Annotated in this window: 18 protein-coding genes; 12 read left to right on the forward strand and 6 right to left on the reverse strand. The window is 63.7% G+C overall.

Annotated features, from left to right (window positions below):
* Positions 1 to 61: 61 nt before the first annotated feature.
* The gene (locus VLT15_02260; GenBank protein HSR44038.1) at positions 62 to 523 is read right to left on the reverse strand and encodes a DNA-3-methyladenine glycosylase I; all 462 of its coding nucleotides are present in this window, start codon (positions 521 to 523) and stop codon (positions 62 to 64) included.
* Between the two features lie 94 nt (positions 524 to 617).
* Between VLT15_02260 and VLT15_02265 the strand changes: the two genes are divergently transcribed.
* The 4 genes from VLT15_02265 to VLT15_02280 are packed head-to-tail and all read left to right on the forward strand — an operon-like array spanning position 618 to position 4,075.
* Complete coding sequence (locus VLT15_02265; protein HSR44039.1) at positions 618 to 1,715, forward strand: TIGR00730 family Rossman fold protein; 1,098 nt, start codon at positions 618 to 620, stop codon at positions 1,713 to 1,715.
* Positions 1,716 to 1,760: 45 nt separating this feature from the next.
* The gene (locus VLT15_02270; protein HSR44040.1) at positions 1,761 to 2,501 is read left to right on the forward strand and encodes a maleylpyruvate isomerase family mycothiol-dependent enzyme; all 741 of its coding nucleotides are present in this window, start codon (positions 1,761 to 1,763) and stop codon (positions 2,499 to 2,501) included.
* A 5-nt stretch (positions 2,502 to 2,506) separates the two neighbouring features.
* On the forward strand, positions 2,507 to 3,274 hold the full coding sequence (locus VLT15_02275) for a BtpA/SgcQ family protein (protein ID HSR44041.1): 768 nt from the start codon (positions 2,507 to 2,509) through the stop codon (positions 3,272 to 3,274).
* A gap of 3 nt (positions 3,275 to 3,277) precedes the next feature.
* Positions 3,278 to 4,075: an enoyl-CoA hydratase-related protein gene (locus VLT15_02280; protein ID HSR44042.1), complete on the forward strand. Its 798-nt coding sequence runs from the start codon at positions 3,278 to 3,280 to the stop codon at positions 4,073 to 4,075.
* A 169-nt stretch (positions 4,076 to 4,244) separates the two neighbouring features.
* On the opposite strand, the gene VLT15_02285 is transcribed toward VLT15_02280, so the two are convergent.
* Positions 4,245 to 4,877: a hypothetical protein gene (locus VLT15_02285; protein ID HSR44043.1), complete on the reverse strand. Its 633-nt coding sequence runs from the start codon at positions 4,875 to 4,877 to the stop codon at positions 4,245 to 4,247.
* Between VLT15_02285 and VLT15_02290 the strand changes: the two genes are divergently transcribed.
* The 4 genes from VLT15_02290 (at position 4,870) to VLT15_02305 (ending at position 12,427) form a co-directional block, all read left to right on the forward strand.
* Positions 4,870 to 5,580: an HD-GYP domain-containing protein gene (locus VLT15_02290; GenBank protein HSR44044.1), complete on the forward strand. Its 711-nt coding sequence runs from the start codon at positions 4,870 to 4,872 to the stop codon at positions 5,578 to 5,580. The two genes, VLT15_02285 and VLT15_02290, sit on opposite strands and share 8 nt — an antisense overlap.
* A 73-nt stretch (positions 5,581 to 5,653) precedes the next feature.
* Positions 5,654 to 6,637, forward strand: coding sequence for a hypothetical protein (locus VLT15_02295; GenBank protein HSR44045.1), 984 nt, complete (start codon positions 5,654 to 5,656; stop codon positions 6,635 to 6,637).
* 183 nt (positions 6,638 to 6,820) lie between these two features.
* The gene (locus tag VLT15_02300; protein ID HSR44046.1) at positions 6,821 to 11,194 is read left to right on the forward strand and encodes a DEAD/DEAH box helicase; all 4,374 of its coding nucleotides are present in this window, start codon (positions 6,821 to 6,823) and stop codon (positions 11,192 to 11,194) included.
* A 42-nt stretch (positions 11,195 to 11,236) separates the two neighbouring features.
* A complete protein-coding gene (locus tag VLT15_02305; protein ID HSR44047.1) occupies positions 11,237 to 12,427 on the forward strand; it encodes a DUF4032 domain-containing protein in 1,191 nt (396 codons plus the stop codon).
* A 15-nt stretch (positions 12,428 to 12,442) separates the two neighbouring features.
* Here the strand turns inward: VLT15_02305 and VLT15_02310 are convergent, their stop codons facing one another.
* Both VLT15_02310 and VLT15_02315 read right to left on the reverse strand, forming a co-directional pair.
* On the reverse strand, positions 12,443 to 13,219 hold the full coding sequence (locus VLT15_02310; GenBank protein ID HSR44048.1) for an SDR family oxidoreductase: 777 nt from the start codon (positions 13,217 to 13,219) through the stop codon (positions 12,443 to 12,445).
* A gap of 38 nt (positions 13,220 to 13,257) precedes the next feature.
* Positions 13,258 to 13,764, reverse strand: coding sequence for a flavin reductase family protein (locus VLT15_02315; protein ID HSR44049.1), 507 nt, complete (start codon positions 13,762 to 13,764; stop codon positions 13,258 to 13,260).
* A gap of 65 nt (positions 13,765 to 13,829) precedes the next feature.
* Between VLT15_02315 and VLT15_02320 the strand changes: the two genes are divergently transcribed.
* Both VLT15_02320 and VLT15_02325 read left to right on the forward strand, forming a co-directional pair.
* Complete coding sequence (locus tag VLT15_02320) at positions 13,830 to 14,360, forward strand: universal stress protein (GenBank protein HSR44050.1); 531 nt, start codon at positions 13,830 to 13,832, stop codon at positions 14,358 to 14,360.
* Between the two features lie 180 nt (positions 14,361 to 14,540).
* Positions 14,541 to 14,900 carry a hypothetical protein gene (locus VLT15_02325; protein HSR44051.1) on the forward strand — a complete coding sequence of 120 codons (360 nt, stop codon included), beginning with the start codon at positions 14,541 to 14,543 and terminating at the stop codon, positions 14,898 to 14,900.
* Here VLT15_02325 and VLT15_02330 read toward each other — a convergent pair.
* On the reverse strand, positions 14,879 to 15,943 hold the full coding sequence (locus VLT15_02330) for a DNA adenine methylase (GenBank protein ID HSR44052.1): 1,065 nt from the start codon (positions 15,941 to 15,943) through the stop codon (positions 14,879 to 14,881). The two genes, VLT15_02325 and VLT15_02330, sit on opposite strands and share 22 nt — an antisense overlap.
* Before the next feature lie 79 nt (positions 15,944 to 16,022).
* Here VLT15_02330 and VLT15_02335 point away from each other — a divergent pair, with 79 nt between their 5' ends.
* Together VLT15_02335 and VLT15_02340 are read left to right on the forward strand one after the other, a co-directional pair.
* Positions 16,023 to 16,913, forward strand: coding sequence for an alpha/beta fold hydrolase (locus tag VLT15_02335; GenBank protein HSR44053.1), 891 nt, complete (start codon positions 16,023 to 16,025; stop codon positions 16,911 to 16,913).
* Between the two features lie 67 nt (positions 16,914 to 16,980).
* Complete coding sequence (locus VLT15_02340; protein ID HSR44054.1) at positions 16,981 to 17,466, forward strand: YajQ family cyclic di-GMP-binding protein; 486 nt, start codon at positions 16,981 to 16,983, stop codon at positions 17,464 to 17,466.
* On the opposite strand, the gene VLT15_02345 is transcribed toward VLT15_02340, so the two are convergent.
* The gene (locus VLT15_02345; GenBank protein HSR44055.1) at positions 17,450 to 19,333 is read right to left on the reverse strand and encodes an ABC transporter ATP-binding protein; all 1,884 of its coding nucleotides are present in this window, start codon (positions 19,331 to 19,333) and stop codon (positions 17,450 to 17,452) included. The two genes, VLT15_02340 and VLT15_02345, sit on opposite strands and share 17 nt — an antisense overlap.
* Positions 19,334 to 19,466 lie beyond the last annotated feature (133 nt).

Below are 19,466 nucleotides of genomic sequence, written 5' to 3' on the forward strand. Positions count from 1 at the left end.
GATTCCCCCAAGCCGGAGCGTTGTGGGTTCTGGGTTCCACTTCCCGGGACCGCACGCGCTTTCATCCGGTGCGCGCCGCCGGCGAATAGGCCTCCTCCCACTCATCGTATTCCGGGACGTCGAACCCGGCGACCGACAACACGTAGTAGGCACCGAACGGGCCGACGAAGCGCAGTTCGCGCAAGGCTCGCTGTTGGTGCTCGAACCCGACCAGCGAGCCGAGCCAGCGGCCGACAGAACCGTGCCCGTTTCTCTTGTCGACCAAGAATCGCGCCGCGGCGCGGACTGCCTCGATCTTCGCGGTGTTGGCGATCACTCCCGGCACGCCGCTCAGTAGGTGAAGATCCCGGTCGGAGAGGGCCGCCACCTTCACTGCCGCGAACCCGGCGAAGGCTGAACGGGTCTCCGGCCATCTTCGCTCGACCACTTCCCAGGAGAGCCCTGAGGCGAATATCGTCCCGGCTACCAGCTCGAGGTACTGATCGACGGTCCGGATGTTGCGAGCCGTTAGATCAGCCGGCATGGGAACCTCCTATCTCGATTCGTTTCGAAGATACGAGGTTGCTGGGACAGTTCTCCGGGTGGACTACCGTTACTACACCGCAATAGAGGAATCCATGCGACCATACGCGATCGGGGACCCGGTTCTCGAGCAGAAGATCACCGAACTCGTCGATGCCGCCGGTGTCGAGAACGGCAATACCGACCTCATCGCCGAAATAGTGACGACCGCGCTGAAACTTCACCGCGACGCGGCAGACCGGGGCGACCTCAAGCTCCTGAACACAGCGCTCAAAGAGATGCGTTACTCGATGTTGGTCTTCTCCCGTCACCGTGAAATACCGAAGGTGACGATCTTTGGATCGGCGCGTACGCAGTCCGATCATCCGAACTATCAGCTGGCCGTCGAGTTCGCCAGGATCATGGCGGAAGATCGGAAGTGGGGGGTCATCACCGGTGCCGGACCGGGCATCATGGAAGCCGGAAACCAGGGGGCGGGAAAAGAAGCCTCGTTCGGGGTCAACATCAGACTGCCCTTCGAATCCGATGCCAATCCACACATCGACGACGACCGGCTGATCAACTTCAAGTACTTCTTCACCCGCAAACTCGGTTTCGTCAAGGAGTCGCACGCCTTCGCCCTGTTCCCCGGCGGATTCGGCACGATGGACGAGACATTCGAACTGCTCACGCTGATCCAGACAGGAAAGAGCGACCTCCACCCGATCGTCCTGCTCGAACCCGAAGGGTTCGGCTACTGGGAGGGCTGGCAGCACTTCGTCGACACGAGTCTCATAGGCCCCGGAATGATCTCCCCAGAGGACGTTCATCTCTATACGATCACCAGTGATCCGCAAGCTGCGGCCGACGAGATCTGCCGGTTCTACGCCAACTACCAGTCGCAGCGCTACGTCAAGGGAATCCTGGTTCTCCGTCTGAACAAAGGGCCGGACGAAGCACAGCTGCAAGCCCTGAACGAAGAGTTCTCCGATATTCTCGTCGATGGCGAGATCACGACGATTCCCCCGACGGACCCTGAGATCGAAGACGGCGACTCCGTCGAGGCCGACAGAGTGGCGCTGCACTTCGATCGCAGGAGTTTCGGAAGACTGAGGCAACTCGTCGACGCTCTGAACGATCTCATCGATGCCGCGCCCCGGGAAATCAAGCTGCCGCCACCCTATAGAGACGAACTTCTCGAGCGCCCCTGGTAGCTCCTGGGGCATCTGCCGGCCCGGGGAACGGCTACCATTACGCCGGTGCGTGAGATTCTTTCCGACCTCGTTGCCGAGCAGCAATCGCTGGATCAGTTCCTCCAGCGGGTAGCGATTCGGGATTGGGAGCGTCCGACCCCGGCGGCCGGTTGGTCGATCCGCGACACGGTCAGTCATCTCGCCACTTTCGAGGAGTACGCCTACAACGCGCTCGCAGAGGGCGGGTCCCGCCAATCGGAAGCTGCGCAGTACCCCAACGACGAAGCGTTCACGCAGGCAGGCGTCCTGCCGGGGCGGGCCATGCGTGCTCAGGATGTCATCGAGTGGTGGCGGGGTGCCAGGGCCAAGGTGATCGAGGAGCTTTCGAGAAGCGAACCCACCATGCGGGTCCCCTGGTTCAAATCGGACATGAGTGCCAGGACCTTCGCCACCGCCCGACTGATGGAGACCTGGGCCCACGGTCTCGATATCTATTCGTCGCTGGGCGAGGAGTGTGAGGACACCCTCAGGCTTCGACACATCGCCTGGCTCGGTTGGAAGTCGCTCCCCTATGCGTTCGAATATGCAGGCGAGGAGTACTCGCAGCCCGTCCGGATCGAGGTCCTGGGACCGCAGTGGTCGAAGTGGGTCTTCGGCCCGGCCGACACCGATCAGGTGATCAAGGGCCAGGCAGGTGAATGGTGCCGGGTGGCGGTTCAGCGGATGGACGCCGGCAAGGCCAAGTCTCTAAAGGCTCAGGGCGAGGTTGCCGAGACGGCACTGCGCGTCGCCCGCGCCTACATGTGATCCTCATGTTCCCGCGCCTGATCGGAATGGTCCACCTCGGTGCCCTTCCCGGGGCTCCCGGCTACCGGGATGACTTCGACTCCCTCGTCGGCGCAGCCGTCGAAGATGCCCGAACGCTCGAGGCAGCCGGGTTCAACGGCCTGATGATCGAGAATTATGGAGACGTACCCTTCTTCGCCGATCGGGTACCCGCCGTGACCGTGGCGGCGATGACCGCCGCCGTTTCTGAAATAGCCCGCGCGGTGACCATTCCGTTCGGAGTCAACGTTCTCCGAAACGACGGAGAGTCGGCGCTGGCGATTGCGGCGGTCACCGGCGCTTCCTATATCCGGGTCAATGTGTTGTCGGGTTCGATGCAGACCGACCAGGGGCTCATCACTGGACGTGCCGCCGAGATTGCCCGAATGCGCCGCAATCTCGGTCTCGAGGTGGGAATCTTCGCCGACGTGTTCGTCAAACATGCGGTTCCACCTCCAGGACTCTCGATCACCCAGGCCGCCGCAGACACCTGGGAGCGGGGCCTCGCCGACGCGCTGATCGTTTCCGGTGCCGGTACCGGTGAGGAACCCGATGTCGGAGATCTCCGCAGGGTGCACGTCGCCGTTCCCGATGCGCAGCTTCTCGTCGGTTCCGGCTCACGGATCGAGAACGTCGCCGGGCTGCTCGAAACCGCAACCGGCGTGATCGCCGGAACCGCGTTGAAGAGGGACCACGTGACCACCGCTCCGGTCGACCCCGAGCAGGCCCGCGCCTTCGTCGAAGCCGCCTCCTAGCCGATGGAACACATCACATACACCTCCAAGGGTCGCATCGCCACCCTGACGCTGACCCGTCCGGACATCCGTAACGCCATCACCGGCCCGGAGATGCTCGACGAGTTCATTTCGGCAGTTCGCCATGCAGACGCCGACCCAGATGTCGGCGTCCTGATCATCACCGGTGAGGGAACGGCTTTCAGCGCCGGCGGGAACATCAAGGACATGCGGGCCGGCGTCGGCTTGTTCGAAGGCAGCCCGGACGAGATCTCCGAGAAGTACCGGGCTTCGATCCAGCAGATCCCCCGGTTGATGCTGGCGACGGACCTGGTAACCATCGCGGCAGTGAACGGAGCGGCGGTCGGCGCCGGGTTCGACATCGCCCTCATGTGCGACCTGCGGATAGGGTCGACCGAAGCCCGCTTCGCCCACACCTTCATCGACCTGGGAATCATCCCGGGAGACGGCGGCGCCTGGTTCCTGCCCAGGGTCGTCGGATTCCAGCGTGCTGCCGAACTCGCCTTCACCGCCCGGATCGTCACCGCCGAGGAGGCGGTCGAGATGGGGATCCTGCTCGAGATGGTGGAACCCGACGATCTAATCCACCGGGTCCGGGTCATCGCCGAGCAGATCGCCGCCAAACCGCCCCACTCGGTGCGGCTGACCAAGCGATTGCTCCGTCACGCCCGGTCGATGGAGTTGGATGGTTTCCTCGACATTTCTGCCGCTCTGCAGTCTGTCAGTCACCACACCGAGGATCACCGCGAGGCCGTTGAGGCTTTCTTCGAGCAGCGGCCGGGAGACTTCAAGGGGCGCTAGGCGCCGCGCGGGCCGACCGGCATCGCCTCACTTCACGCCGGGTGCCGCCCAGGCACGGATCGAAAGCATCTGATCCGTCTCCTCGGTGCCGTGAGCGGACTTGCCGGCGTTGACGGCTCTCACTGCGCGCAGAACTCGTCGGCTTCCTGGTCCCACTTGACGTCCGCCGCTATCCGCCGTCGTCTCGCTCCTTCTTGACGGTGAAACCGGTCTTCGCCAGCAGTCTCAGCAACGCAGAAGCCGGGTCTTTGAAGTTGGCGGACCGCAAGACATCGTCGAAGTCGGTCATGAACGAAGTCATCTGCTCGACGATGTGGGACAGCGATATCGTATGCAGATCGACCTGAGGGCTGCGACCGAAGGCCACCAGCCGTGTCCGAACGGTGCCCCCGTTGCAACTGGTGGTAACTGCAACGCCGTTACGCGATAGCTGGTCGACGATCGCCCCCACGTCGGTTCCGTAGATCCAGTCGACCCGCCGGATCACCGTGTGGAGAACCTGGTGGGAAGTGATCCTGGGATTGAATACCGCCTCTCCCTGTTTGACCTCTCCGATGATCACGTCGATCTGACCTTCCTCGAGGTTCAACGCCGGGTCCCGGATCAGCAGCATCCGGCCGTCGGCGTGGTCGTCCGATTCGGCGGCGAAGACGTCGCCGGGAAAACGCAGACCGACGATGTCCACATCGGTGAGCGTCCGGTAGGTGCCGTCGGTGGTCTTGCCCTGAATCTCGAACTCGCTCAGGGTCAGGTATCCGTTCAGACGCAAATACGACTCGACGAGGTTGACGGCAATGTCCATTGGTTCATTCTGCACGAGAATCGAAAATGAGGCGTCCGCCTCATGTACATATAGCGGTCGACACACCACTCTATGTAACGCGCGGGCGGTTGCCGTGACTTACCTTGGGACCGCCAAGGAGAGCAAAGTGCTGGAAGGCATGCTGGACAGAATGTGGGAGCGAGACGAGGCGCTGGCCCGTCATGGATTCCGAGTCGCCACCTTCGCAACCGCCCTCGCCCAACATCTCGATGCCGGGCCACAGATGATCGACCGCCTGCGAATCGCAGCGATGATCCACGACATCGGCAAACTGCGACTCGATCCCCGCATCGTTGCCAAGCCCGGCCCCCTCGATGCGGCGGAGTGGGAAGAGATGCGAAAGCATCCGGAGCACGGGTTCGAGATGGTGGAGAGCTACGTGCATCCCGACATCGGCGGCATCCTGCTGGCACACCACGAACGGTTCGACGGAGGCGGCTACCCCTTCCGCAGGGCCGGGACCGAGATACCCCGTGGAGCACGAATCCTCCTGGTTGCCGATGCCTTCGACGCAATGACCAGCGAGCGCCCCTACCAGGCCCCGATGTCCGTCGGCGACGCTCTTCGGGAACTGGAAGACAACGCCGGGTCACAGTTCGACCCCCGGGTCGTCGAAGCAATGGTCGATCTGGCAGCAGGCGGACAACTGAGACCGCTCCGTTCCGCATCACTGACGGCCTAGCCCGATCGAATAGCACCCCGTATCTCCGCAGGGGGCGTAGCCTTGTCAGGGTGACGCCGAATACGGAGACACCATGAGACTTCGCTCAATCGCCTCGATCGCCTTCATCCTGATGCTCGTCCTGGCAGCCTGCGGATCGGGCTCAGAGGAGCCCGCTTCGACCACTGTTGCGCCGCCGGCGACATCCGAGAATACCCCCGAGACAACTGCTGTCACCACCGCCACTACGACAACGACCTCCACTACCCCGGAACCTTCCGGCGGTGAGGGAATCCCCGCAGCATTGGCGGCCGCGCTCGCCAAGACGACCGAGATCAACTCGGGGAGAATGGAAGGATCATTCGAGATCATCGGGGTCGAAGGATTGCCCACCGGGACATCACTGTCGTTGCCCTTCTCCGGCGCGTTCGACAACGCAGCCGGCTTGTTCACCTTCACCATGGATATGTCCGGAATGGCGGGTGATCTGGGTGAAGGGGTTCCTCCGGAACTCGCCGACATGTTCGGGGTGATGGAGGTACGACAGATCGGCGACACGACCTACATGAGCTGGCCGTTCTTCTCCTTCCTCGGCGTCCAGACGCCCTGGATTTCGATGCCGACCGACGAAAGCGACTCGGCGACCGCCGGATTCGCTGCTGCTACGCCCGGCAACCCGGCCGACTTCCTGTCCGCCTTCGAGAACACCAACGCCACTATCGAGGAGCTGGGACGCGAGACCATCCGCGGCGTTGAAACCACCCACTACCTGGCGGTTTTCGATACAGAGACGCTGCTCGCTCAGGCAACTCCGGAAGAGCGAGCCGAGATCGAGGCGCAAGGACCGATCCCCCTCGACGAGATGCCCATGGAAATCTGGATCGGTGACGACGGCCTCGTCTACCGCTATGTGATCGATCTGGCCGGGGAAACCGTCGAAGCACCGGCGGGACAGGGTTTCGATCGAATGATGATGGTCTTCGAGATGTACGACTGGGGCGAGGCCATCAACGTCGAGGTTCCGCCTGCCGATCAGATAACCGAAGGATCGGAACTGGACGCCCTGTTCGGGCCCTAACCGAGGAACCGAGAGTCCCGTCGGCGACGAGCCAAACGTGAGATTTCTCGGCAATGCCGATGCGCGTCACCAGCGCCAGCATTGCTGAGAAAACGCTGGGAGGTTTCTCGGCAATGTCGATGCGCGTCACCAGCATCGGTATTGCTGAGAAACTATGTCACCCGGGATCGCTAGCGTGACGGGGTGCTCGATCAGTTCTCCCCCGCCACGCGTGCCTGGTTCGAGGCATCGTTCGCGGCGCCGACGGAGGCGCAGAAGATGGGCTGGCCGGCGATTGCGGACGGCCGCCACACCCTGATCCACGCTCCGACCGGGTCGGGGAAGACGCTGGCCGCCTTTCTCTGGACGCTCGATCGGATCTTGCACGAGCCGCTTCCCCCGGCCAAGGAACGGTGCCGGGTCCTCTACATCTCGCCGCTCAAAGCCCTCGCCTACGACATCGACCGAAACCTGCGCGCTCCCCTCACCGGCATCCGGCATGCCGCGCAGCGACTCGAGCTCCCCACTCTTCCCGACATCTCCACCTTCATTCGAACCGGCGACACCCCGGCCGACGAGCGGCGCCGCATGCAACGGAACCCGCCAGACGTTCTCATCACCACCCCTGAGTCGCTCTATCTCCTCCTCACCTCGCAGGCCCGCGAAACGCTGCGGTCCGTACGCTGGGTGATCGTGGACGAGGTCCATGCGGTGGCTGCCACGAAACGAGGCGCTCACCTCGCTCTCTCGCTCGAACGCCTCGAGGAGATCACCGCGATCTCGCCGCAGCGCATCGGCCTCTCGGCCACCCAGCGTCCCCTCGAGGTGATCGGATCCTTCCTCGGCGGCGGAACAGATGAGAGCGGTGTTTGGACGCCGCGTCCCGTCCGATTGATCGATGTGCCCGGCGACAAGGAACTCGACATCGAACTGGTCGTGCCGGTCGAGGACATGACCGCGGTCACCGCCGCACCTCCCGCCCCGCCAGGGGTGTACGACGGACCCGCCCAACTGCCACCGGCCCGCACCTCGGTGTGGACCGCCATCTACCCCACCCTGCTCGAGCACATCCGCAATCATCGGTCGACCATCGTCTTCGCCAACAGCCGGCGCCTCGCCGAGCGCATCTGCGACGAGTTGAACCGCCTCGCAGGCGAGGAGGTCGCCAGGGCGCATCACGGGTCGGTCTCACGTGAACAGCGGCTGGAGATCGAAGAGAAACTGAAGCGCGGCGAACTGCCGGCGGTCGTCGCCACATCTTCGCTGGAACTGGGCATCGATATGGGCGCGGTCGACCTCGTGCTCCAGATCGAGTCGCCCACCTCGGTCGCCAGCGGCCTGCAGCGCGTCGGCCGCGCCGGGCACCAGGTCGGAGCGGCGTCGCGCGCCAAGGTGTTCCCCAAGTATCGGGGCGATTTGCTGGTTTCAACGGTCGTCGTCGACCGGATGCTCGCCCGCGCCGTCGAGTCGACCCGCATACCCCGCAGTCCGCTCGACGTGCTCGCCCAGCACATCGTCGCCATGTCGGCCAAAGATTCCTGGGACGTCGACACCCTGTATTCACTCGTGTGCAGAGCTGCCCCCTTCGCCGAACTCGCCAGAGGACCGTTCGAGGCGGTCCTCGACATGCTGTCGGGCCGGTATCCGTCCGAGCTCTTCGCCGAGCTTCGGCCCCGCATCGACTGGGATCGTGTCGCCAACACGATCGAAGGTCGTCCGGGGGCCCTGCAGCTCGCCGTCCAGAACCCGGGCACGATCCCCGACCGCGGCCTCTACACCGTGCACCTTCCCGATGGAGCGCGGGTCGGTGAGCTCGACGAGGAGATGGTCTATGAGTCACGGGTCGGCGACGTCTTCATCCTCGGCGCCTCCACCTGGAGAATCAACGAGATCACCGCCGACCGGGTAGAGGTGGTTCCCGCCCCGGGAGAATCCGGGGCAACCATGCCGTTCTGGCACGGGGACATGCTCGGGCGAACAATGGAAACGGGACGGGCCCTCGGCGCCTTCACTCGTACAATCGGCGGGCTCGACCGGCGCGAGGCCGAGCGCACCCTCGTCGATCACTATCGACTCGATGAGCTCGCCGCCTCCAACCTGGCCGGTTACCTGCAGGAGGAACTGGAGGCTACCGGCCACCTACCCACGGACGACACGGTCGTCGTGGAGCGCTTCCGCGATGAGATCGGCGACTGGCGGGTCGTGCTGCTGTCGCCCTTCGGAGCCAAGGTGCATGCCCCTTGGGCCATGGCTCTGACCGCCCGCCTCCGCCAGACTCACGATCGAACGGTCGACGTTATCTGGGGCGACGATGGGATCGCACTTCGCTTCCCGGATCAAGACGACATCCCCTCCGCAACGGACCTGTTCATCGACCCCGAGGAAATCGAGTCCGAACTGGTAGATCACCTGGCCGACACCGCGATGTTCGCCGCCCGATTCCGGGAAGCATCCGCCCGTTCGCTGCTGTTGCCCCGTCGGAGGCCGGGCAAGCGGACACCGCTGTGGCTGCAGCGCCGCCGCGCCGGCGACCTCCTCAGCGTTGTACGCCGGTTCGGGTCCTTCCCGATCGTTCTCGAAACCTACCGGGAGATCCTGCAGGACGACTTCGACGTTCCATCTCTCGTCGAGTTGCTGCGCGACCTGCGTTCTCGCAAGATAAGGATGGTCGAGGTCGAGCTGGATTCTCCGAGCCCCTTCGCATCGTCACTCCTCTTCGAATTCGTTGCCTCGTTCCTCTATGAGGGCGATACACCGCTCGCCGAACGGCGGGCCGCCGCACTCACTCTCGATCGCGAACTCCTCAGCGAACTGCTCGGCGAGGGCGAGCTGCGGCAACTCTTGTCGCCCGACGTGATCGCAGCCGTAGAGCTGGAGCTGCAGCGTCTCGCTTCCGGCTACCAGGCCACCGGATCCTCCGGCGTCCACGATCTCCTCCGTCAGCTCGGCCCTCTGACGGTGGAGGAACTGGCGGCCCGCCTGACGGACGAGGACCCGCTCCCCCTCCTGGAAGAACTCCGGGCGCGCAGTCAGGTGATGGAGATCCACATGGCAGGCTCGCCGAGATGGGCGGCCGTCGACGATGCCGCCCGACTGCGCGATGCGCTGGGCGTTCAGCCCCCCGTTGGGGTCCCGCAGGTGTTCCTGGATCCGGTGGAAGATCCCCTGAGCGATGTCGTCTCGAGGTTCGCCCGCACCCACTGCCCGTTCTCAGTGGAGGCCGCCTCAGCCGCCCTCGGATTGCCGACTGCGGTCGTCGCCGCCGCGTTGGCATCCCTCGAAGCGGCGGGACGAGTCGTCCACGGCGCCTTCCGGCCGGACGGTTCGGAAACAGAGTGGGTGGACAACGAGGTGCTCCGCCGCATCAAGCGGCGATCGCTGGCCGTGCTTCGCTCCGAAATCGAGCCGGTCGACACCGCCACGATGGCTGCATTCGCAATCAACTGGCACGGGGTGGGAAGTGCCAGGCGTTCTTCCGATCGACTGGTCGAGATCGTTCGTCAGCTGCAGGGCTATCCCGTTGCCGCCTCCGCCTTGGAGAGTGACATCCTGGCGGTACGAATGCGCTACGACCCGGCGATGCTGGACCAGTTGATGCTGGCCGGCGACATCGTCTGGGTCGGCCACGGCTCGCTGGGACCCCGCGACGGCAAGCTGGCCCTGTTCTTCCGCGAGCAGCTCTCGAAACTCGCCCTTCAGAGACCGACCGATTTCACAGCAACCGGGATGCATGACTCCATCCTCGATCTCCTGCTGCGACGTGGAGCATCGTTCTTCGCCGATATCTACGCAGCGGCCGGCGGCGGCGATCCCGATGCGGTCCACGATGCCCTCTGGGACCTCGTGTGGCAGGGACTGGTAACCAACGACACCCTGGCACCCGTCCGCTCACTGTCCGCGAGCAGAAGCAAGGGTTCACGTCGAAGAGCATTGCGATCAACATTTGCTCCCTCTACCGCCGGACGCTGGTGGTTGGTCTCCGAGGCGATGAACACGGAACTCCCCGACACCATCCGCAGCACGGCCTGGACGGACCTGCTGCTGGAGCGCCACGGCGTTGTGACGCGGGACGGCGCGTCGGCCGAGGCCGTACCCGGCGGGTTCACACGCTTCTACCCGATCCTGCGTCGGATGGAGGACATCGGCAAGGTACGCCGCGGCTACTTCGTGGAGGGGATGGGCGGCGCTCAGTTCGCTCTGCCCGGCGCAGTCGACCGCCTCCGCACGAGAGGAGACGCCACCGAAGCGCTCGCTGCTACGGATCCGGCCAACCTGTACGGAGCCGCGCTTCCCTGGCCGGCTCACCCGGCCGGCCGCCCGGCCAGAGCAGCGGGCTCCTGGGTAGTTATTCGTTCGGGATCCCTGGCGGCGTATGTGGATCGGCGACGCATACTCACGTTCGAAGAGCCGGACGATTCCGTGGCGGCTGCGGTCGGCTCGATCGGACGACGCAGGGGAAGGATGACCGTCAACGAGATCGACGGTGAGCCGCCCTCAGCAGCACCCCTCGGAACCTCTCTTCAGCTCCACGGATTCGCCGTGACGCCTCGCGGCCTCGCCTATCGCGGCGGCAAGTAGCGCCGGTAGCCTCGTGCGGCTGGTTGGTAGTAGCGTGCCCGCATGGCCTCCTTCAGCATGACCGTTCGCTCGGGTCACCCCGATTTTCTCGACCTCGAATGGGACAAGTCCATCGTCGAGTGGACGACCGGTCGCATCGTCTACCTACCGAAAGGCATCTCTCGCCATGAGGTGCGATTCGTCGTGTATCCGGAAGGCACATACGTCGTGAAGGAACTCCCCCGGCGCGCCGCCCGGCGCGATTACGCGGTCCTGCGCGATCTGGAGGGCACCGGAGTTCCCGCGGTCGTCCCGATCGGGCTCGTTGAGGATCGTTCGGGTGACCCGCACGAAGAGAGGTCCTCGGCGCTCATCACCCGCTACGCCGATTTCTCGTTTTCGTATCGTGAACTCTTGGAAGGTGCCGGCTTCGGACCGAGACGTACTCAGATGCTCGACGCGTTCGCCTGGCTGCTGGTTCAGCTCCACCTTGCCGGATGTTTCTGGGGCGATTGCTCTCTCTCGAACGTGCTCTATCGCTTCGATGCCGACGCCATCGAAACCATCATGGTCGACGCCGAAACCGCAGAGATCCACGCGGAGCTCAGTGAAGGGCGCCGCATGGAAGACCTCCAGATCATGATCGAGAATGTTGCCGGCGGAATGGCCGACATAGCCGCCCGGCAGGGTTACGACCTCGACGAAGCAGACCTCGAGCTGGGCGAGGACATCGCGGCGCGTTATCTCGCCCTCTGGCTTGAGCTCAATGAGGAACTGGTGATACGTCCGGAGGAGCGCTATCGCATTCGCGAACGAGTTGAGCGACTGAACAGTCTCGGGCTGAGTGTGGATGAGGTCGAGCTTCTCCCCTCCGAGGAAGGGAGGCGGATCAAGGTTCATCTCAGGATCGGAGTGCGCGACTTCCATGCCAGGCGCCTCGAGGAGCTGACCGGAGTCCGGGCTCTGGAGCAGCAGGCTCGATACATCCTCGGGGATGTTCACTACTTCTACGCCCAGCAGCCTTCCAATTCGGATCGGGTGGTCGACGCCATGCGATGGAGGATCGAAGAGTTCCGGCCGATGATGGAACGGCTGTCGGGAGCCACCCGCGTCTCGGATCCTGTTCAGGCCTATTGCGACATACTGCACCACAGGTACGTGCTGTCCAGCGCCGCCGGCCGCGATGTGGGCACGGCGGCCGCAGTAGAGGACTGGTTCGAGAGCGGTCAGCCCGGATATCCGCTCGATGCGTGATCGCTCTCCGGACGGCTAGCTCAAGCTGCCTGCCGCCCCAATCACTCCGCCGTCGACCGGCAGGATGGCGCCGGTGATCCACGAAGCCGCCTCCGACGCCAGGAACAGCACGGCATTCGCCACGTCCTGCGGCTCGCCGAGCCGGCCGAGCGGGTGGGTGGCGGCGGCCGCTTCCTCACCGCCCTGCCAGAGTGCGGCCGACAACCGGGTCTTGACGACCGCGGGTGCCACGGCGTTCACCCTCACCATGGGTGCCATCTCCAGAGCCAGCTGTTGAGTGGCGAATATCAGCGCAGCTTTCGAGATGTTGTACGCGCCGAGCACCGCAGTGGGACGCAGACCCCCCACCGAGGCCACATTGATGATCGATCCACCGTGATCTCTCATCCAATGGTTGAAAGCGGAACGGGCCCACAGAATCGGACCCAGCTGATTGACCGACCAGGTCTTCTCCAGTGCGCCGAGATCCACCTCGGCGAGAGTCCCGGCAGCCGGATTGGTTCCGGCGTTGTTCACCAGGATGTCGCATCGGCCGAACTCACTGATCGCCTGCTGCACCGTCGACTCGGCGTGATCTCGATCATCAGCACGGGCCACAAGCGTGAGCAATCGATCAGCGCGGCCGATTTCGTCGACAATCCTCTCCCTGACCGCGACGAGGTTCTCCTCGCGACGCCCCGTGATCACCACTCCGCTTGCTCCGCTCCTGAGGAACTCGGCGGCTATCGCCTCCCCGATTCCCCTGCTGGCTCCGGTGACTATCGCGACCTTCTCGTCAACTCGTACATCCATGAAATCCTCCTGGTCGGATGCTAGGCGTCACTTCGGATTCAATGCCCGCCGCGTCTCACGCCGCCGTATTTCATCCTGGTGTCTCTCATCGAAGCGACCGTCGCCTCCGGGTCGGGGAGCCCGGCATCGACGATCTCCCCGATGAAGAAGGTATGCGACCCGCAGTCGACCGATTCCCACAGCCGGAGGTCCATCCAGGCGACGGCCTCTTCAAAGATCGGCGCGCCGGTCACACCCTCGCGTATCGGCCGGCCGTTCAACTGCATGCCTTCCTTGGTGGCCGGTTTCGAGAACTTGACGAATGTCCGTGTGTCCTCTGCAGACCAGAGGTTGATGGAGAACGAACCCCCCTGAACGATCAGGCCGTGGGTGACCGCCTTCTTGTCCACACCGATTCCTACCAGAACGGGTTCCATGGCCACCTGTGTGATCCAGCTCGTCGTCATTGCGTTCCACCTGTCACCGGCGCGCGAGCCTACGAGCGCCAGCGCGGTGGGAATGCTCCAAGTCACCCGGTTGATGAGTTCTGCCTGTAGTTCGGCCATTGAATCCTCCTGACATATCCTGGTAGGCCGTCGCCTGATCCATCGAGTTGCCCTAATCTTTCACCGTGCACATTCTGATCGCCACCGCTGGTGCTCTGCCGGCTGCTCGAGTTGCCGCTCTCGTCGCCACCATGACCCACGAGGATCTCCGCGTTTCGGTGATGACCGTAATAGAAGTTCCACTCTCGTTTCTCGATGACCTCGACGACGCCGAGTGGCGCCCGTTCGATGACGGCGCCGACCAGGCCACGATCCGGAAGCAACTCATCCGGGGTTACGTCGAGGAACGCGGCGCCCGGTTGATCGAACCGGTCGTTGCAGCACTCCGCACGCAGGGGATCGAAGCGCAGACAATCCTCGAGCAGGGCGAGAACGCCGGCGAGGTCATAGTCCGGGTCGCAGAAGAGCAGGGCGCGGACATGGTCGTCATGGGCTCGACCAGACCGATCTTTGATGAGACCGTCTGGAACAGCGTGTCGGTCAAGGTCATGCAACTCTCCACCGTTCCTCTGGTGCTGGTTCCGGGAGTCGCTCGGACTCTCGATGATGTCGAGCGGGATGAGCGCCGCCGGGTCATAGATGGGCAACGGGCCTGACGGCCGCGCCGTGAGGATTCCGGACCGCCTGCCGCAGTAGCTCGCTCGGCGATCCGGTGAAGCGCGGTTCGTTGTCACGGGAGTGGTCTGGGCCGGTGCAGCCCCCTCGGCCCGTCGGAGCGCGAAACTGTCACACCCGTCTGGCACAGTGTGGGCATGAGGCCGGAATGCAGACACAACGTGACATGGGAAGGTTCCACCGGCGTCGTCGCCTGCGGTGACTGCGGTGCGGTCGAGTGGTGGTCGGACGGTCGGCCGCTGGACCCGGCCGAAGGGATGGCGCGTCTGTTCGGCAGGTTTGAACTCGTCGCCAAGCTGCCCTCGCTCCGCGCCCCCGGCCCGGAGACGCTCGCCTATCGTCCATCATCGCGCCGGGCCACTTCGCGACTCGCCGCTTTTCCCCCTCACCAGTGGCTGCTGGTCGCGGACGGCCTCTGGTTGTCACACGACGGAGCAACACTGTTGCTGTGTCCGACCGACCCGGTACTCGCAGCCAACATGAGTTCAGAAGGCCGACATCAGGAGGTGCGGACCAGGTAGCGATCGAAAGGGCGCACCAGCCGATCCACCAGGCCGGAGTCACCGGCGAGCAGCACATATTCCAGATTGCGCAGGTGTGATACTTCACCTACCCGGTCGCCGTTCGGATTGTGAATACCGATCTGAGCGCCGACATACCGTTTCGAGTCGAAGGCGAGAGCTCGCACGCTGCCGCGCCGCTCCATCATGGCGACGAGAGACTCGAACTCGATCCACGACTCGTCGTTGTAGGACAATACGACTACGTGTGCGTCAACCGCGCCGATGACCGCCTCGAGGGCTTGCGGCATCTCTCGCTTCCGGTTGAATACGCTCTTCGTCTCGGCATCCCGACTGTCGAGTCGTTTGCACGCCACCCCGTAGTGTTCCGGCGCATCCCACGCCACCAGCGTCTCCCAGATGTGATAGTTGGTGAAGTAGCGATGCTGGTTGTAGGGAGGATCGAGGTAGGCGAGATCGAAGGATCCGAGACTGCCGGCCAGCTCGATTGCATCGCCGCGAACCGCCTGACCGCTGCCCGCGATGAGCTCGGGCAGGCGCATCTCGAGAGGTTTGAACGAACGGGGGGCCCATTGCTTCACATATGCCATCTGCACACCGGTCGTGGAGTCGACGCGATCGGCCGCGAGGATCAGGGAAGTCAGCAGAACCGGATACATCCACGAGGCTGAGAATTCCTCCTCGATGACATTCCTTATCGCGTCGACGCGCCGGGCATTGTGGGCCTGGAAGAAGCGCGCCTCCCGGCTGAAGGTTTCCGTGAAATAGCCGGCGACGCCTTCGAGCGAGTCAAGACGGTCGAGGACCGCGACTAGTTCGGCCCGGTCAACCTCGTCACCGTCGAGTTCCAGGTAACACCGTCCGAACACCTCCGAATACCGCGCCGTATCCACTGCGGTAACGACCGCTCCGCGTTCCTTGAAGGCGCGGGCCACCCTGGTGGTTCCGGTGAACAGGTCGAGCGCGCTGGCAGCACCTGCATCGGTGAGCAAGTCGCCGAGTACCGGAACGAGCCGGCGTTTGGATCCCAGGTATTTGATCATGCCCGACGGGCAACGTACCACGGCGTCGAAGTCCGGGCCGGTGTTTGACCTGGGGCGTGCCAGACTTCAAGATCTAGGTATGCACATCGCGCGGACTGCCAACGTAGACATTTGCTACGAGACATTCGGTCGATCGACCGACCCCGCTGTGCTCTTGATCCAGGGCCTGGGCGTACAGATGCTTGGATGGGACGAGGAGTTCTGCGCACTTCTGACGGGCCGCGGTTTGTTCGTGGTCCGCTTCGACAATCGTGACGTCGGTCTCTCGAGCTGTTTCGATGAAACCAACTTCGACCTGTCCGATGCCATCGGGCGGGCGCTCGCCGGCGAGAAGATCGAAGTCCCGTACAGCCTCATGGATATGGCTTCCGATGCGATAGGCCTGATGGATCACCTGGGAATCGAGCGAGCACACGTGGTCGGTGTTTCGATGGGCGGCATGATCGCCCAGACAATCGCCGCCGAGTATCCAGAGCGGGTCTCATCCCTGACCTCGATCATGTCGTCCACCGGCAGCCGAGCAGTCGGTCGACCCACACCTGAGGCCATCCAGGTGTTGTTCGAACGACCACCGCAGGACCGGGCCGCCGCCATCGAGGCATCAGTGCGAGCACAGAAGGTGCTGGGCGGCACGATCCAACTCGACGAGGAGCGGGCGCGCCGGAAAGCCGGGGCCGCGTTCGACCGCGCCTTCAATCCCGACGGAACGGGCCGGCAGCTGGCAGCTATCTACGCGGCGGGCAACAGAACCGACCACATTGCCGCTATTTCCGCTCCAGCGCTGGTAATCCACGGTGCACTGGATCCGCTGATCGACCCCTCCGGCGGCCGGCACACGGCAGAGGTGATCCCGGGCGCCCGCTTGGTGATCATCGATGAGATGGGACACGATCTCCCGCCGGCGCTGTGGGACCGTCTGATCGATGAGATCTCGGCTCACATCCGAGCGGCAGAGGCAACCGGCGCGTAGCGCGGCAGCCCCCGATCCGGGCCTGCCGTACAATCTCAACAAGGTCTGTCAACAAAGGGTCTCTCTCATGCCTTCATTCGACGTTGTTTCCGAAGTAGATCTCCAGGAGGTGCGCAACGCGGTCGACCAGGCTGCGCGCGAGACCTCGACCCGCTACGACTTCAAAGGCACCAGCAGCACGGTGGTTCTCCAGGGTGAGGAAATCGTGGCCGAGTCGTCCACGGAGGACCGCCTGCGGGCCGTGGTCGACGTTCTGAAAGAGAAACTGATCCGCCGGAAGATCCCGCTCAAAGCGATCGGGGGCGGCGAACCCAAGGAAGTCGGTGGGGGCCGCTATCGCAGCGAGTTCAAAGTCAATCAGGGCATCGCCCAGGAAGCCGCCCGGGAGCTCAACAAGCATGTGAAGAACATGAAGCTCAAGATCCAGGTCCAGATCCAGGGCGATCGCTTGCGAATATCAGGAAAGAAGCGAGATGAACTCCAGGAAGTCATATCGTCGCTGAAGGAACTCGACTATCGCATTCCGCTTCAGTTCATCAACTACCGGGATTGAGCCGGACCTCCTCGCCGCGGAACTGAGTCTCGAAGAGATCGGCGTACAGACCTCCCCTTTCGAGGAGGGTGCGGTGATTGCCCTGTTCCACCAGGCGCCCGTTCTCGATGACGAAGATGCGGTCCGCGGCGAGAATCGTGGACAACCGGTGGGCGATGACGACCGACGTCCTGCCCTCCATCACGCGCTCGAGCGCACTCTGGATTAGTGCCTCGGATTGTGAATCCAGATGGGACGTTGCTTCGTCCAGAACGAGAATCCGCGGATCCTTGAGAATCACCCGGGCGAGGGCCAGCCGCTGCTTCTCTCCTCCCGACAGCCTGTAGCCGCGCTCGCCGACGACCGTCTCATAAGCGTCCGGAAGGCCCACGATGAAGTCGTGGATGTTGGCGGCCCGGGTCGCGGCTTCCACCTCGGCGGCCGTTGCTCCGTCTCGCGCGTATCGCAGGTTGGCCGCGATGGTGTCGTGGAACAGATAGGCCTCCTGGGTGACCACCCCAACGGCCTCCGAGAGGGTGTCGAGGGTGAGATTCCGGAGGTCGTGGCCGTCTATCTCGATCGAACCCAGGGCGACGTCGTACAAGCGCGGTAGGAGGTAACTGATCGTGGTCTTGCCGGCTCCGCTCGGACCGACCAACGCGATCAGCTCTCCCGGCTCGATCTCAAAGGAGAGGTCTTCGACCGCCCATTCCCGTGTGGACACCGTCGCCGTCTCCGGAATCGACTGTTCGACGGTCGCCCCCCGGCCGAATCGCTTGACCTGGGCCAGACCTTCGGGCCCGTCCGTCTGATAGCGGAACGACACATGGTCGAATCGGATTCTGCCTTCCACGTGATCGAGATGCACGGCGTCTTCGGCCTCGCGGATCTCACGGGGCAGATCGATCACTTCGAAGACCCTTTCGAATGAGACCAGAGAGGTTGCGAACTCGACACGGGCATTGGAGAGAGCCGACAAGGGACCGTACAGCTGGGTGAGAAGTGTCGAGAACATGACGACGACCCCGACGGTGAGATCGCCGCTGATCACGAGCCAGCCCCCAACCCAGAAGACTGCGGCGGTTCCCACTGCGCTGACCAATCCGAGAGCCGCAAAGAACCATCTGCCGATCAAAGCCCGCCGCACACCGAGGTCGCGCACCTGGGCCGCTTCACCGTTGAAGCGATCCTGCTCGTCGGCACTGCGGTTGAACAACTTGATCAGGAGGGCACCGCTCACGTTGAACGCTTCCTGCAGAATCGCCGACATGTTCGCGTTGTGCTCCATCTGCGCCTCGGCCACCCGCCTGAGAAGCCTGGCCACTCGCCTGGCCGGCAACACAAACAACGGCAAGGCGGCAATCGCGAGGGCGGTCAGGCGCCAGTCGGCCTGCAGCATCACGATCAGGATGAACACGACGGAGACGACGTTCGAGACGATCGTGATGAATGTGCCGGTCACGGCTTGCTGGGCGCCGACCACATCGTTGTTGATCCTCGAAATCAACTCTCCGGTGCGCGTGGCGGTGAAGAACCTGAGCGACATCCCCTGCAGGTGGGCAAAGAGCTCGCGCCGCAGGTCGAAGATGACTCCCTCTCCGGCCCGGGCACTCAGCCAGCGCTGCAGTGTGCCCAGCACCGCATTGACCAGCGGGACGGCGATCATGCCGGCGCCCAGCCAGGAGAGCAGGGCGAGGTCACGGTTCGGAATCGCGTCGTCCACGAGATAGCGAATCAGGATTGGAGGAACAACACTCAGCGCCGAGATGACCGCGATGGTCCCGAAGACCCCGATGAGCCAGTTCAGATAAGGGCGTCCGTAGGCGAACACGCGGCGCAGCAACGCCCTATCGATCCGCGGGCGGTCCTGGTCCTCGTCGTAGGTCAAGCGGGCGTACCAGCCCCCGGAGTGGAAAATGAGAGTCTCCCTGCTGTCTGGTCCAAGAGATTAGGCCCGGAGCGGTTCCTAACCACCCGCCGGAACAGGGTCCTCGGCCGTCTACGATGGGGAACCCCACCTG

The sequence above is a fragment of the Acidimicrobiia bacterium genome (assembly GCA_035471805.1).
GTDB lineage: Bacteria > Actinomycetota > Acidimicrobiia > Spongiisociales > JAHEDJ01 > JAHEDJ01.

Coding starts and splice junctions, on each gene's coding strand:
- VLT15_02260 (HSR44038.1), bottom strand. CDS start 523: ATGCCGGCTGATCTAACGGCTCGCAACATCCGGACCGTCGATCAGTAC.
- VLT15_02265 (HSR44039.1), top strand. CDS start 618: ATGCGACCATACGCGATCGGGGACCCGGTTCTCGAGCAGAAGATCACC.
- VLT15_02275 (HSR44041.1), top strand. CDS start 2,507: ATGTTCCCGCGCCTGATCGGAATGGTCCACCTCGGTGCCCTTCCCGGG.
- VLT15_02280 (HSR44042.1), top strand. CDS start 3,278: ATGGAACACATCACATACACCTCCAAGGGTCGCATCGCCACCCTGACG.
- VLT15_02290 (HSR44044.1), top strand. CDS start 4,870: ATGTCCATTGGTTCATTCTGCACGAGAATCGAAAATGAGGCGTCCGCC.
- VLT15_02285 (HSR44043.1), bottom strand. CDS start 4,877: ATGGACATTGCCGTCAACCTCGTCGAGTCGTATTTGCGTCTGAACGGA.
- VLT15_02295 (HSR44045.1), top strand. CDS start 5,654: ATGAGACTTCGCTCAATCGCCTCGATCGCCTTCATCCTGATGCTCGTC.
- VLT15_02305 (HSR44047.1), top strand. CDS start 11,237: ATGGCCTCCTTCAGCATGACCGTTCGCTCGGGTCACCCCGATTTTCTC.
- VLT15_02310 (HSR44048.1), bottom strand. CDS start 13,219: ATGGATGTACGAGTTGACGAGAAGGTCGCGATAGTCACCGGAGCCAGC.
- VLT15_02315 (HSR44049.1), bottom strand. CDS start 13,764: ATGGCCGAACTACAGGCAGAACTCATCAACCGGGTGACTTGGAGCATT.
- VLT15_02330 (HSR44052.1), bottom strand. CDS start 15,943: ATGATCAAATACCTGGGATCCAAACGCCGGCTCGTTCCGGTACTCGGC.
- VLT15_02335 (HSR44053.1), top strand. CDS start 16,023: ATGCACATCGCGCGGACTGCCAACGTAGACATTTGCTACGAGACATTC.
- VLT15_02340 (HSR44054.1), top strand. CDS start 16,981: ATGCCTTCATTCGACGTTGTTTCCGAAGTAGATCTCCAGGAGGTGCGC.